The organism is Streptomyces sp. NRRL F-5135, assembly GCF_000719775.1.
GTDB lineage: Bacteria > Actinomycetota > Actinomycetes > Streptomycetales > Streptomycetaceae > Streptomyces > Streptomyces hebeiensis.
On the sequence record NZ_JOHR01000009.1, the window covers coordinates 57,726 to 71,529 of the forward strand.

11 protein-coding genes, 2 tRNA genes and 1 pseudogene are annotated in these 13,804 nt (G+C 70.2%); 6 read left to right on the top strand and 8 right to left on the bottom strand.

What is annotated here, in order from left to right:
• Nucleotides 1-51: 51 nt before the first annotated feature.
• Complete coding sequence (gene tig / locus IG02_RS0117230; RefSeq protein ID WP_030748151.1) at nt 52-1,494, bottom strand: trigger factor; 1,443 nt, start codon at nt 1,492-1,494, stop codon at nt 52-54.
• Nucleotides 1,495-1,656: 162 nt separating this feature from the next.
• Nucleotides 1,657-1,733, bottom strand: a tRNA-Pro gene (locus IG02_RS0117235).
• A gap of 218 nt (nt 1,734-1,951) precedes the next feature.
• Here IG02_RS0117235 and IG02_RS0117240 point away from each other — a divergent pair.
• A tRNA-Gly gene (locus IG02_RS0117240) sits at nt 1,952-2,025 on the top strand.
• Between the two features lie 92 nt (nt 2,026-2,117).
• Here IG02_RS0117240 and IG02_RS0117245 read toward each other — a convergent pair.
• Entirely contained in the window at nt 2,118-2,312 is a 195-nt protein-coding gene (locus tag IG02_RS0117245) for a hypothetical protein (RefSeq protein WP_030748154.1), read from the bottom strand.
• 447 nt (nt 2,313-2,759) lie between these two features.
• Between IG02_RS0117245 and IG02_RS0117250 the strand changes: the two genes are divergently transcribed.
• Complete coding sequence (locus tag IG02_RS0117250; protein WP_030748157.1) at nt 2,760-3,947, top strand: acyltransferase family protein; 1,188 nt, start codon at nt 2,760-2,762, stop codon at nt 3,945-3,947.
• Nucleotides 3,948-4,218: 271 nt separating this feature from the next.
• The gene (locus tag IG02_RS0117255) at nt 4,219-5,415 is read left to right on the top strand and encodes a cation:proton antiporter (RefSeq protein ID WP_037803244.1); all 1,197 of its coding nucleotides are present in this window, start codon (nt 4,219-4,221) and stop codon (nt 5,413-5,415) included.
• A gap of 222 nt (nt 5,416-5,637) precedes the next feature.
• On the opposite strand, the gene IG02_RS0117260 is transcribed toward IG02_RS0117255, so the two are convergent.
• Nucleotides 5,638-6,783 carry a PP2C family protein-serine/threonine phosphatase gene (locus IG02_RS0117260; protein ID WP_030748163.1) on the bottom strand — a complete coding sequence of 382 codons (1,146 nt, stop codon included), beginning with the start codon at nt 6,781-6,783 and terminating at the stop codon, nt 5,638-5,640.
• Nucleotides 6,784-6,890: 107 nt separating this feature from the next.
• Here IG02_RS0117260 and IG02_RS0117265 point away from each other — a divergent pair, with 107 nt between their 5' ends.
• A complete protein-coding gene (locus tag IG02_RS0117265) occupies nt 6,891-8,153 on the top strand; it encodes a GNAT family N-acetyltransferase (protein ID WP_030748164.1) in 1,263 nt (420 codons plus the stop codon).
• 98 nt (nt 8,154-8,251) lie between these two features.
• Here IG02_RS0117265 and IG02_RS0117270 read toward each other — a convergent pair whose 3' ends face one another.
• Together IG02_RS0117270 and IG02_RS39425 are read right to left on the bottom strand one after the other, a co-directional pair.
• A complete protein-coding gene (locus IG02_RS0117270; RefSeq protein ID WP_030748169.1) occupies nt 8,252-9,061 on the bottom strand; it encodes an Fpg/Nei family DNA glycosylase in 810 nt (269 codons plus the stop codon).
• A 163-nt stretch (nt 9,062-9,224) separates the two neighbouring features.
• A pseudogene (locus IG02_RS39425) lies at nt 9,225-9,617 on the bottom strand (ribose-5-phosphate isomerase); the annotation flags it as partial.
• 309 nt (nt 9,618-9,926) lie between these two features.
• Here IG02_RS39425 and IG02_RS0117280 point away from each other — a divergent pair.
• Nucleotides 9,927-11,363, top strand: coding sequence for an amino acid permease (locus IG02_RS0117280; protein WP_234314809.1), 1,437 nt, complete (start codon nt 9,927-9,929; stop codon nt 11,361-11,363).
• A gap of 75 nt (nt 11,364-11,438) precedes the next feature.
• Here the strand turns inward: IG02_RS0117280 and IG02_RS0117285 are convergent, their stop codons facing one another.
• Nucleotides 11,439-12,023: a biotin transporter BioY gene (locus IG02_RS0117285; RefSeq protein ID WP_030748178.1), complete on the bottom strand. Its 585-nt coding sequence runs from the start codon at nt 12,021-12,023 to the stop codon at nt 11,439-11,441.
• Between the two features lie 244 nt (nt 12,024-12,267).
• On the opposite strand from IG02_RS0117285, the gene IG02_RS0117290 reads away from it, so the two are divergent.
• Entirely contained in the window at nt 12,268-12,909 is a 642-nt protein-coding gene (locus IG02_RS0117290) for a superoxide dismutase (protein ID WP_030748181.1), read from the top strand.
• A 228-nt stretch (nt 12,910-13,137) separates the two neighbouring features.
• Here the strand turns inward: IG02_RS0117290 and IG02_RS0117295 are convergent, their stop codons facing one another.
• On the bottom strand, nt 13,138-13,776 hold the full coding sequence (locus tag IG02_RS0117295; protein WP_030748184.1) for a DsbA family protein: 639 nt from the start codon (nt 13,774-13,776) through the stop codon (nt 13,138-13,140).
• Between the last annotated feature and the right edge of the window lie 28 nt (nt 13,777-13,804).

Genomic DNA, 13,804 nt, shown 5'->3' on the forward strand with positions numbered 1-13,804 from the left:
GTCGCGGTGTGTTCGGTCACGACGCGCTCACCGCCGTCGGAGCGGGGCCGCTCAGCCCTCGTTCTTCTCGGCCTTGTCGGCCTTGGCCTCGGTGGCCCCGGCGTCGGCGGCCTCGCCCTTGTCCTCGGCCGCGGTCTCCTCGGCGGACGCCTCGGCCGTCTCGCCGGCCTCGGTCTCCTCCTCGTCGTCGCTCAGGTCGACCTCGGCACCGTTGGTGTCGACGACCTTCGCGGCTTCGACGACCACGGCGAGCGCCTTGCCGCGGGCGACCTCGCCGACGAGCATCGGCACCTGGCCGCCCTCGACCACGGCCTGGGCGAACTGGTCGGGGGACATGCCGGAGGACTGCGCACGCCGCATGAGGTGCTCGGTGAGCTCCTCCTGGCTGACGTTCAGCTTCTCCTTGTTGACCAGCTCGTCCAGGATGAACTGGGTCTTGATGCCCTTGACCGCCTGCTCCTCGGTCTCGGCGTCGAACTCCTCCTGCGTCTTGCCCTGGATCTCCAGGTACTTCGCGAGGTCGAGGCCCATCTGACCGAGCTGGTGGTGCTCCAGGTTGTGCTTACGGGTGTTGATCTCGTCCGCGAGCAGCTTCTCCGGGATCGGCACCTCGGCGAGCTTCAGCAGCTCGTCCAGGACGCGCTCCTGGGCCTGCGTGGCCTGGTCGTAGCGCTTGGAGTCCTCCAGGCGCCTGCGGCTGTCGGCCTTGAGCTCCTCCAGCGTGTCGAACTCGCTCGCCAGCTGGGCGAACTCGTCGTCCAGCTCGGGCAGCTCGCGCGCGGCGACCTGGGTGACCTTGACGGAGACCTCGGCGTTCTTGCCCTCGGCCGTGCCGCCCTTGAGCTCGGAGGTGAAGGTGGCCTCGCCGCCGGCCTCCAGGCCCGTGACGGCCTCGTCGATGCCGTCGAGCAGCTCGCCCGAGCCGATGGTGTACTGCACGCCGTCGGCGACGCCGTCGGGCAGCACCTCGCCGTCGACCTTGGCCTCCAGGTCGATCGTCACGACGTCGCCCTCGGCGGCGGCGCGCTCGACCGGGTTGGTGGAGGCGAAGCGGTCCCGGAGCTGCTCCAGGGACTTCTGGATCTCCTCGTCGGTGACGTCGATCGCGTCCACGGTCACCTCGATGCCGGAGTAGTCCGGGATCTCGATGGCCGGGCGGACGTCCACCTCGGCGGTGAAGGCCAGCAGTTCGCCGTCCTTGAGCTCGGTGATGTCGACCTCGGGCTGGCCGAGGACATTGAGCTCACCCTCGTTGACCGCGTCGGTGTAGAACTTCGGGAGGGCGTCGTTGACGGCCTCCTCCAGCACCGCGCCACGCCCGAACCGCTGGTCGATGACGCGCGCCGGGACCTTGCCCTTGCGGAAGCCCTTCACCGTGACCTGCTGGTTGATCTTCTTGTACGCCGCGTCGAGGCTGTCCTTGAGCTCCTCGAAGGGCACCTCGACAGTGAGCCGAACCCGGGTCGGGTTCAGGGTCTCCACGGCGCTCTTCACGGTTGGGTCTCCTTGGTGGCTGATTCTTGGGTTCTGCCGGCCGCCGCCCAGCGGCGGCCCAGCGGATCGGCCCGGCTCTTCAGAGACTCCTCGGAACACACGGGCACGCAGCTTGCATAGTAACCGCAAGCGCTGACAGCCCCACAACGCGATCTTGACTGATGGTCGGGGTGGCCGGATTCGAACCGACGACCTTCCGCTCCCAAAGCGGACGCGCTACCAAGCTGCGCCACACCCCGTCGGTGCGACACGTAGGGTACATGCCCGCGGGCACGGCGTCGGCCTCTCTTCGAACGGTCCTCACACGGCACTCACACGCGGGGGCTTCCGCGAGGGCTCGGCAGAGGGCCCGACCGAGGGCGACGCGTGGGCGGCGCCGGAGGGGTGTGCGGCGCACGGCCGGGACCCGCTACGATGTGAGCCGTGCCGGGGGCGTAGCGCCCGTGGCACGCTCCGTGCGGGCGTAGCTCAATGGTAGAGCCCTAGTCTTCCAAACTAGCTACGCGGGTTCGATTCCCGTCGCCCGCTCCAGCGGATCCGGGCCCGGCCCGTGCGCGTACGCCTACGCCACGGACCGGGCCCGAGTCGTCTCATCGGCCGACCAGCTCGTACGGCCTATGACGTCAGAAGCTGATCTGGTTGATCGTTTCCGCCAGCGAGTTGAGGAACCGTTGCACCGACGGGGCGATGTTGGTGGACGCGAGGAAGAAGCCGAAGAGGATCGCGACGATCGCGGGACCGGCCTTGAGCGAGCCTCCGCGGATCAGCACCACCATGATGACCGCCAACAGAACCACCACAGACAGTGAAATGGCCACAACTGATCACACCCTCGGTCGGTCCGCTCTCGCCTGCGGCAGGAAGGCACGACTCCGGACGCCCCCCGCTCGGACCATCGTGCCACCAACGTCCGCGCAGGTGTGGGGCGGTGACGAACTATCGCCGCCGGGTTCGCGCCATCACCGCGCCCGCGTGTCGTGCGCGGCGCTGCCGCGCCACACCGTACGACATATCCCGGGAATGAATACGGAAGCGAATTCGAACCACACCTTCCAAAGGGCGCACATTTTGTTCACAGGATATTCCGCAGGGCATTCACAGCACGGTCGACCGGTGATCACGCATTCACGCCCACCCTGGCGATATGCCCTATATAACCATGATTAATTGGGGCATATCACCCGGTGTCGGCGGATGGATTTTTGGTAAACCCCGGCCGACCGGGAGATTTTCGAATTCGGCGAGGCGCCGCTAGGGTGCCTCAAATGTTGCAGGCGCCCCATGGATACGAGACGTCTCCGCTCGCCACCGCCGAAGCCCCGGAGTCCACAGCTGCCACCAGCGCCGGCGCGGTGGCCGACACGCCGACACCGGCCGGCCGGCCGACGGGTGCGGACACCGCCGACCGGCCCCCGGTGTCCGGCAAGCCGGACACGAAGCGGGACCCGTTCTTCGACAACGCCAAGTTCCTGGCGATCGTCCTCGTGGCCATGGCGCACGCCTGGGAACCGGTCATGGACGGCAGCCGGGCCACCAAGGCGCTGTACATGTTCGTGTACGCCTTCCACATGCCGGCCTTCATCGTCGTCTCCGGCTACTTCTCCCGGAACTTCACCGCGAGCCCGCGCCAGATCAAGCGCCTGGTGACCGGCGTCGCCGTGCCGTACGTCGTCTTCGAGACGGCCTACTCGCTCTTCAAGCGGTACGCGGACGACACCCCCGGCCATCCGATCAGCCTGCTCGACCCCTTCTACCTCACCTGGTTCCTGGCCGCGCTGTTCATCTGGCGGCTGACCACGCCGCTGTGGCGCTCCCTGCGCCACCCGCTCGCGGTCGCGCTCGTCGTGGCCTGCCTGGCCTCGGTGAGCCCGAGCATCGGCGACGACCTCGACCTCCAGCGCACCCTCCAGTTCGCGCCGTACTTCGTTGTGGGGCTGTGCCTGAAGCCCGAGCACTTCCAGATGGTCCGGCGCCGGGAGGCGCGGCTGCTGGCGGTGCCGCTGCTCGCGGGCGCGCTGGCGTTCTCGTACTGGGCGGCGGCCGAGATGCGCAACGGGTGGTTCTACCACAGCTACAGCGCGCAGGAACTGGACAGCGCGTGGTGGGTCGGGCCGGTGATGCAGTTCGCGCTCTTCGGCTGCTCGATGCTGCTCACCGCCGCGTTCCTGGCCCTGGTGCCACGGCGGCGGACCTGGTTCACCGTGCTGGGCGCGGGCACGATCTGCGGCTACCTGCTGCACGGCTTCCTGCTCAAGGGCGCGACGTACGCCGGCGTCTTCGAGACCTACCCGTGGCTCTCGGATCCGCTCGGCGAGATCGCGCTGACCCTCGTGGCCGGCGTCGCGGTCACCGCGCTGTGCACGCCTCCCGTGCGACGGCTGCTGCGCTGCGTGACGGAACCGGACATGAACTGGGCGTTCCGGCGCGACAAGACCGCTCCCGCCCGCGACTGAACCGCGTTCCCCACCTCGACCGGACCTCGACCGAACGGTCCGGAAACCGGCCTCCAGGGCGCCCCGCCGAACTCGGCGGGGCGCCCCTTTGCCGTGCCTCCGCCTCGTGGCCGTCGGGGCCGCCCATGACGCCGCCCACGGGGCCCCTCGCGCGCGGGCCGGACCGCCCCGCATATCCTTTGGTAAACTAATTACTGACGATTCCTTGACGCTTTCTTTTACAAGATGATGGAGGAACGATCCCATCGGACACGCAGAGACCCTCATAGCCATGGGCGGCGCCTTCCTGGCCGCCGCCGTACTCGCCCGGCTCGGCAACAGGATCGAGCTGCCCACGATTCCCCTGTTCATGCTGGCCGGGATCCTCCTCGGCCCCCACACCCCCGGCCTCGTGCTGGTCTCCGACCCGCACGACCTGGAGATGCTGTCGGCGCTCGGCCTCGTGCTGCTGCTCTTCTACCTGGGGCTCGAGTTCCACCTGGACGACCTCAAGGAGGGCGGCCGGAAGATGGCCCTCGCCGGCGGGGCGTATCTCGCGCTCAACGTCGGCGCCGGGCTGGCCTTCGGCTTCGCGATGGGCTGGGGCACGTCCGAGGCGCTGGTGCTCGCCGGAGTGCTCGGCATCTCCTCGTCCGCGATCGTGACGAAGGTCCTGGTCGACCTCGGCCGCATCGGCAACCCCGAGACGAAACCGATCCTCGGCATCATCGTGGTCGAGGACATCTTCCTGGCCCTCTACCTGGCCGCGCTGCAACCGATCCTGTCGGGCGCGGACAGCCTCTCCGCCGCGCTGATGGACGGCGGCAAGGCGTTCGGCTTCCTGCTGCTGCTCGCGCTCGCCGCGCGGTACGGGACCCGGGTCGTGGGCCGGTTCATCGCCACCAGGGACGACGAGCTGCTCGTCATCTCGTTCCTCGGCATCGCCGTCTTCGTCGCGGGTGTCTCCGAGTGGTTCGGAGTGGCGGATGCCATCGGCGCGTTCATGGTCGGTCTGATGCTGGGCGGTACGACCTCGGGCGACCGGATCCGCAAGCTCGTGCATCCGCTGCGGGACGCGTTCGGCGCGATCTTCTTCTTCGCCTTCGGTCTTTCGATCAACCCGGGCGACCTGCCGACCGTGCTCTGGCCGGTGCTCGTGGCCGCCGTCATCACCCTGGTGATGAACGTCGCGGCGGGGCTGTCGGCCGCCAAGATCTTCGGCTTCGGGGCACTGCCCGCGGCCAACATCTCGACCACGCTGCTGGCCCGGGGCGAGTTCGCGCTCATCCTCGCCACGATGGCGGCGGGCGCGGGCCTCGATCCACGGCTCGCGCCGTTCATCGCGGGCTACGTCCTGGTCCTGGCCGTCCTCGGCCCGCTGGCCGCCGGCCGGTCGCACTGGCTCGCCCGGATCCTGCCGGGCGGCAAGGACGGAGGCGACGGGCCCACAGGCGGTGAGCCGACGCGAGAGGCCGCCTCCACCGCATGACCGCAGCCGCCTTACGTAGGTACGACGCGCACGACGCGCGTGACGCTCCACCGCACGGCACGCGAACAGCCGCGGCGCCCCGCTCGTCAGGCCGACGACCGGGGCGCCGCGGCTGTCGGGGTGCGGAGGGCCGCCGGTACGGGGGGCCGCCGGTCAGGGTTCGCGGCTGAACAGAGTTCATGGCCGATCAGCCTTCACGGGCTGAACAGGGTTCGCGGCCGGTCAGGGTTCGCGGCAGATCAGCAGGAGGGCGCGGTCGTCGTTCACGTCCTTCGCCACCGCCTCGATCAGATGCCAGGCCGCGCCCTCGAACCCCGGCGCGACATAGCGGTCCGCCTCGCCGGTGAGCCGGTCGATGCCCTCGCCCAGATCCCGTCCGGGCGCCTCGACCAGGCCGTCCGTGAAGAGCATCAGCACGTCCCCCGGGCACAGCGAGCCCTTGACCGGGTCGAACTGCGCGCCGTCGTACACGCCGAGCAGCGGCCCCTCGCCGGACTTCTCCTCCCAGCGCCCACTGCCCGCGTGCAGTTGGAGGGCGGGCAGATGGCCCGCCGAGAGCAACTCGTAGTCGCCGGACTCCAGGTCGAGCACCAGGTGGATGGAGGTGGCGAAGCCCTCGTCCCAGTCCTGGCGGAGCAGATAGCCGTTGGCCGCGGGCAGGAAGTTGTGCGGGGGAAGCGAGCCCAGGAGACCTCCGAAGGCACCGGACAGCAGCAGGGCGCGGGAGCCCGCGTCCATGCCCTTGCCGGAGACGTCGGTCAGGACGACCTCCAGGGTCCGGCCGCCGTTCGTCCGGGCCGCCACGACGAAGTCGCCGGAGAAGGACTGGCCGCCGGCCGGGCGCAGGGCCATCTCCTGGTGCCAGCCCTGCGGCAGCCGGGGCAGCGCGCTCTGCACCCTGATGCGTTCACGCAGGTCGAAGAGCATCGTGCCGCCACGCCGCCAGGGCACTCCGACCCTCGCCCTGAACTGGGCGATCAGTAGCCCGAACAGCCCGCAGGCGGCCACCACCAGCACCGTGCCGGGCGTGACGCGGCCCGGCCCGTCCGGGTACGGGCCCAGGACCATGGACTCGACGATCAGCGCGGCGGCCGCCGCCGCGTACAGGCTGAGCAGGCTGGCGGGCCGCAGCAGCAGCCCGCCCGCCACGATGGGCAGGACGAGCGCGGAGGGCGCGCACCACATCGGCAGCGCGATCGTCGCCAGCGCGATGGCCGGGACCGTGAGCAGCAGTCCGGCGAGCGCGATCCAGTCGGAGCCGTCGCCACGGAAGTAGTCGACGCCCGATTTGCGCACGCTGTTGCGGACCCGGTGCAGCGTCATGCGCATCCGGGCCGAGTACGAATCCGCTCCCGCGACACCAGCCATTGCCCTTGGACTTTACCGAGCCCGAGGGGTGCCGTGCAGAGGGACCCCTGTGACATTGCGTTCGAAACCGGGTCGCTTCGTCAACGGACGCTTGATACTGATGGCATATGACCACTGAAACGCGCATTCTCGGCCGTGCCGACTGGGACCGCTGGTACGCATCGTTGGAACTCGCGTTCGGCGGAGTCACCGAGCCGCCGGAGGAACGCTCACTGTACGAGGCGCTGACGGAGCACGAGCGCTCGATCGGCGTCTGGGACGGCGGCCAATGCGTCGGCACGGCGGGGGCGTTCAGCTTCCGGCTCACCGTGCCGGGCGGCGCGTCGGTGCCCGCGGCGGGGGTCACGATGGTGAGCGTGGCGGCGACCCACCGCAGGCGGGGACTGCTCACGTCGATGATGCGGCGCCAACTGGACGACATTCGTTCGTGGGATGAACCGCTCGCTCTGTTGACGGCCTCCGAACCGGCGATCTACGGGCGGTACGGCTACGGCGCGGCGACCCAGCAGCTGTTGCTGCGGATCGACACCTCCCAGGTGCGGCTCTCCGTGCCGGACGGGAGGGGTGGCGACGGCGACGCCGACGGCACCGACGAGGTGAGCCTGCGCCTGGCGACGCCGCACGAACCGGCCGTGCTGGAGGCGTGCGAGGCCGTGTACGCCGCGCACGTAGCCGGCCGGCCCGGAATGCTCGCCCGGCGGCCCGGCTGGGAGCGGTTGCCCGTGGTCGACGGGAAGCGGGAGAAGGACGGGATGTCGCCCCTCCAGTGCGTCCTGGCCGAGCGGCGGGGCGAGGTGGTGGGGTTCACGCGCTACCGCGTCAAGCCGGAATGGGAGGAGGCGGGCCCCAAGGGCACGGTCCACGTGTCGGACCTCTACGGGCTCGACCCGCGGGCGTACGCGGCGCTCTGGCGCCACCTGGCCGGGATCGACCTGACGTCGACGGTCGTGGTGCGCGACCTGCCGGTCGACGCGCCGGTCCAGCACCTGGTGTCCGACATCCGCCGGTGCGAGCCGCGGCTGCGGGACTCGCTGTACGTCCGGCTGGTGGAGGTCGGGGCCGCGCTCCAGGCCCGTACGTACCGGACGCCGGTGGACGTGGTGCTGGAGGTCGAGGACTCCTTCTGCCCCTGGAACGAGGGGCGGTGGCGGCTGTGCGGCGACCCCAAGGGCGCGTCCTGCGAGCGCACGGCCGACCAGCCCGATCTGCGGCTCTCGGTCAACGAGTTGGGCACCGCCTATCTGGGCGGGGTGTCGCTGACCGCGCTCGCGGGCGCGGGCCGGGTGCGGGAGCTGCGGCCGGGCGCGCTGGCGGAGGCGTCGACGGCGTTCGGGTCGGATGTCGCGCCGTGGCTGCCGCACGGGTTCTGATGGGGCCGGGTCCCGGTTCGGTTCCGGGGCCGGGTCCCGGTTCGGTTCCGGGGCCGGTTCGGTTCCGGGGCCGGTGACGGGCCCCGGGCCATGGCCTCTCAGCGTCGCTGGCAGGCGGGGCACCAGAAGAGGTTGCGGGCGGCGAGGGGCGCCGTACGGATCTCCGTGCCGCACAGGTGACACGGCATCCGTGCCCGCCGGTAGACGTAGACCTCGCCGCCGTGGTCGTCCACGCGCGGCGGGCGGCCCATGGCCTCCGGCGTGTGCTCGGGCCGGACGGTGTCGATCCGGTTGTTCCGCACGCCCTCGCGCATCAGGGCGACCAGGTCCGCCCAGATGCTCTCCCACTCGGCGCGGGTCAGGTCCCTGCCGGCCCGGTACGGGTCGATGCCGTGCCGGAAGAGGACCTCGGCGCGGTAGACGTTGCCGACACCCGCGATGACCTTCTGGTCCATCAGCAGGGCGGCGACGGTCGTACGGGACCGGGAGATCCGCGCCCACGCCTTCTCCCCGTCGTCCTCGGGGCGCAGGGGGTCCGGGCCGAGCCGGTCGTGTATCGCCTGCTTCTCGGGCCCGCCGACCAGGGCGCAGGTGGTGGGGCCGCGCAGGTCGGCGTAGTGCTCGTCGTTGAGCAGCCGGAGGCGGACGGTGTCGGTGGGCGGCGGGGCCGGGGCCGTACCGAAACCGAGCTTGCCGAAGAGGCCGAGGTGGACATGGACCCAGTCGTCGGCACCGAAGCCGAGGAAGAGGTGCTTGCCGTGGGCGTCGACGTCGGCGAGGACCCGGCCGTCGAGCAGCGCGGCACTGTCGGCGAACTTGCCCTGCGGGCTGCTGACCCGGGCGGGGCGGCCGCCGAAGCGGACGAAGTGGTCCTCGGCCAGGCGGTGGATGGTATGCCCTTCGGGCACGCTGGTTCGTCCCTCTCTTTTTTGAGGCTCGGTTCGCCTCCGGGGCGCTCGCTGTACCCATCAGCGGCCTCCGGCCGCGGGCACTGTCGACGGTCGACCGTGCCCGGCTCCTCGTTCCTCGGAGCCTCCGCCCACGCGGCGGAGCCGCATATCGAGCACAGCCGCCCGAGTACGGGGTCTTGAGGAAGACCTCCACGAAGGAGACCAGTTCGTCGAGGGTGTGCATACGGCCGCCGACCGAGATGACGTTCGCGTTGTTGTGCTCGCGGCCCAGCGCCGCCGTCTCCTGGCTCCAGGCCAGGATCGCCCGGACGCCCTTGACCTTGTTCGCCGCGATCTGCTCGCCGTTGCCGGAGCCGCCGATCACGATGCCCAGGCTCTCCGGGTCCGCGGCCGTGCGCTCCGCCGCGCGCAGGCAGAAGGGCGGGTAGTCGTCCTGGGCGTCGTAGACGTGCGGGCCGCAGTCGACGGGCTCATGACCCTGCTCTGTGAGCCAGGTCACCAGGTGGTTCTTCAGTTCGAAGCCGGCGTGGTCGGAGCCGAGGTAAACGCGCATGGGCCGAAGTCTGACACGTGCGGTGTGCGCGGCGCCCGGTTGGGTATCGAAGAGCGGGTCAGGATCGCGCGGCGCAGCTACCTCTTCGTGCGCAACCGCCCCCTGGGTAAAGAAACGGAATATACCCTTCCGATTTTCGGGGAGCGGGCGCTTCAATGCCGGGAACCGCCTGTGGGCGGACTCGAACGTAAGGACTCCTGCATGACCTCCGTGCTTCCTCCCGCTCCGAGCGGCGGACACCCCGCCGGGGCCGGGGATCCGCACTCCCCGGACGGGCTCCAGGCCGGTCTCAAGAACCGCCATCTGTCGATGATCGCGATCGGCGGGGTGATCGGTGCCGGGCTGTTCGTCGGTTCCAGCGCCGGTATCGCCGCCGCCGGGCCGGCCATCCTGCTCTCGTACGCCCTGGTCGGCGCCATGGTCGTACTGGTGATGCGGATGCTGGGCGAGATGGCCGCGGCCCAGCCGACCTCCGGCTCCTTCTCCGCCTACGCCGACCGGGCGCTGGGGCGCTGGGCCGGGTTCTCGATCGGCTGGCTGTACTGGTTCTTCTGGGTCGTGGTGCTGGCGGTGGAGGCGACCGCGGGCGCGCAGATCCTGGAGGGCTGGATCCCGGCCGTGCCGCAGTGGGGCTGGGCGCTGATCGTGATGGTCGTGCTGACCGCGACGAACCTGGCGTCGGTGGCGTCGTACGGCGAATTCGAGTTCTGGTTCGCCGGGATCAAGGTCGTGGCGATCGCCGGGTTCGTGGTGATAGGCCTGCTGGCCGTGTTCGGGGTGCTGCCCGGGTCGGACAACCCGGGCGCGGGTTTCGCGCACCTCACGGACACGGGCGGCTTCTTCCCGAAGGGGCCGGGAGCGATCCTCACCGGCATTCTGATGGTCGTCTTCTCGTTCATGGGCAGCGAGATCGTCACGCTCGCCGCCGGGGAGTCCGCGAACCCGCAGCGTGCCGTCTCCAAGGCGACCAACAGCGTGATCTGGCGGATCGCGGTCTTCTACCTGGGCTCGATCTTCGTCGTGCTGACGCTGCTGCCGTGGAACGACGCGTCGATCATCAAGGACGGCTCGTACGTGGCCTCGCTGAACTCGATCGGGATCCCGCACGCCGGGCAGGTCATGAACGTGATCGTCCTGACGGCCGTGCTGTCCTGTCTGAACTCCGGCCTCTACACGGCCTCCCGGATGGCCTTCTCGCTCGGGCGGCGCGGCGACGCGCCCGCCGCCTTCGCCCGGACCAACGGCCGGGGCGTGCCGCAGGCGGCGATCCTGTCGTCCGTCCTGTTCGGCTTCGTCGCCGTCTTCTTCAACTACAAGTGGCCGGACACGGTCTTCGCGTTCCTGCTGAACTCGTCGGGCGCGGTGGCGCTGTTCGTCTGGCTCGTCATCTGTTTCACCCAGCTGAGGATGCGCGGGATCATCCTGCGGGAGGCGCCGGAGAAGCTGGTCGTACGGATGTGGCTCTTCCCGTACCTGACCTGGGCGACGATCGCGATGATCTCGTTCGTGCTGGTCTACATGCTCACCGACGACGCCGGGCGCGAGCAGGTACTGCTGTCGCTGCTGGTGGCGGCGTTCGTGGTGGCGATCGCGCTGGCGCGGGAAACGGTCCACCGGCGGCGGGGCGGCGGCGCGAAGGGTGCCGCCGGGGTCTCCGCGGCCGGCGGCGCGGGCTCCGGTGAGCCGGCGCCGGGCCAGGTCGGCACCGCGCGCTCCGCCGGGCCGGAGGACCGCATCAGCACCTGACACCTGACAGTGAGGCTCTTCCCTCGCGCCCGTTGTTTCCAGGGCGAGGGAAGAGCCTCGTCTCATGTACGTCCGTCAGCCGCGGCGTCCGGCGAGTTTCCAGGCCGCGGGCAGCGCGCCCATCGCCAGTGCGGCCTTGAGCGCGTCCCCCAGCAGGAACGGGACCAGACCGGCGGCCACGGCGGCGCTCAGCGACATCCCGCTGCTCAGCGCCAGGTACGGGACACCGACCGCGTAGGTGACCGCCGAGCCCACGGCCATCGTCCCGGCCGTACGGAGCACGGAACGGTCGCCGCCCCGGCGGGCCAGCGCGCCCACCACCGTGGCCGCGAGCAGCATGCCCAGTACATAGCCGAAGGAGGCGCCGCCGGGTCCGGACGAACCCGCGGAGAACCAGGGCATCCCGGCCATCCCGACCACGGTGTAGACGGCCAGCGAGAGGAAGCCGCGGCGGGCGCCGAGGGCGGTGCCGACGAGCAGGGCGGCGAAGGTCTGCCCGGTGACCGGGACGGGGGAACCCGGGACGGGCACGGACACCTGTGCCGCGAGGCCGGTGAGTACGGCGCCGCCGAGAACCAGGGCGATGTCCCTCGTACGGGTGGCGGGGAGCAGATCGGCGAGGACCGCTCCGGAACGGGGGGCTGCGGCGGCAGTGGCCATGGGGACTCCGCGGTCGTGAGGGCGTTCGGACAGATCGACGATAGCCGACGGCATCCGGGTCGAACACCGTCACTCGTCCACAAACCGGAGGTGAGGGCGTTGTCAGGGGTGTGACAAAGCCCGCGTGACCCCCGGGGCTCGGCGACGCGGACCCGGGCTCGGGTGACGCGCCCCACAGTGATCTGTTGCTGCTAGCGTGCACTTGCATAGAATGCGCAATAAGACACGGAGGGCTCGGAGACCCATGGCCACCTACACGCTTCCTGAACTTCCGTACGACTACACGGCGCTCGAGCCGGTCATCGACCCGCAGATCGTCGAGCTGCACCACGACAAGCACCACGCGGCCTATGTGAAGGGGGCCAACGACACCCTCGAACAGCTGGCGGAAGCCCGTGACAAGGGGTCGTGGGGATCGATCAACGGGCTGGAGAAGAACCTGGCGTTCCATCTCTCCGGCCACATCCTGCACTCGATCTACTGGCACAACATGACCGGTGACGGCGGCGGCGAGCCGCTGGCGGAGGACGGCGTGGGGGAGCTGGCGGACGCGATCGCCGAGTCGTTCGGATCGTTCGCCGGCTTCAAGGCCCAGCTGACCAAGGCGGCGGCGACCACCCAGGGCTCCGGCTGGGGCGTCCTCGCGTACGAACCGGTGAGCGGGCGGCTGATCGTCGAGCAGGTCTACGACCACCAGGGCAACGTCGGCCAGGGCTCGGTCCCGATCCTGGTCTTCGACGCCTGGGAGCACGCCTTCTACCTCCAGTACAAGAACCAGAAGGTGGACTTCATCGAGGCGATGTGGCGGGTCGTCAACTGGCAGGACGTGGCCAAGCGCCACACCGCCGCGAAGCAGCGGGCGAACAATCTGCTGCTCGCCCCTTGAGCGCGTGAGCCTCCTCCGGAGGCGCCCGGCTCGGGAGGCATGGAGATCGTCCTGCTCGTGATCGTCTTCTCAACCTTCACCAGCAGGCCGGCAGGGAGAAGGACCCCTGCGAGGACGTGACTCGCGGGGGTCCTTCTGTCGTGCGCCGGGGGCGGGCGTGACCGGCCCGTGATGTCGTGCGCCGGGGCCGGGCGTCGTCCCCCGGTCCGGACGTGCCGTACGCGAGGATCAGTCGAAGCTGGGGGCCGCCGTCCTCGTGCGCTTGATCTCGTAGAAGCCGGGGATCGAGGCGACCATCAGCGTGCCGTCCCAGAGCTTCGCCGCCTCCTCGCCCTTCGGGGCGGGGGTGACGACCGGGCCGAAGAAGGCGATCTGCTCGCCGTCCGCGCCGGGGACGGCGATCACGGGCGTGCCGACCTCCTGGCCCACCTTGTCGATGCCCTCCTTGTGGGAGGCGCGCAGCTCGGTGTCGTACGTGTCGGAATCGGCGTACTCGATCAGGCCGGCGGGCAGGCCCACGTCCGCCAGGGCGCCGGCGATCGCCTCGCGGCTGCTGCCCTCGCCCCGGTTATGGAAGCGGGTGCCGAGGGCCGTGTAGAGCGGGCCCACGATCTCGTCACCGTGGAGCTGCTGGGCGGCGACGACCACGCGCACCGGTCCCCATGACGGGCCGCCCGGGCGCATCCTCTCCGCGTACTCCGGGGGCAGGGTGTCCAGCTTGTCCTCGTTGAGCACGGCGAGGCTCATCACGTGCCAGCGCACCTCGATGTCACGGACCTTCTCCACCTCCAGCACCCAGCGGGAGGTCAGCCAGGCCCAGGGGCACAGCGGGTCGAACCAGAAGTCGACCGGGGTCTTCTCGGACATGTCTCTCCTCAATCATGGCTGTAGCTCG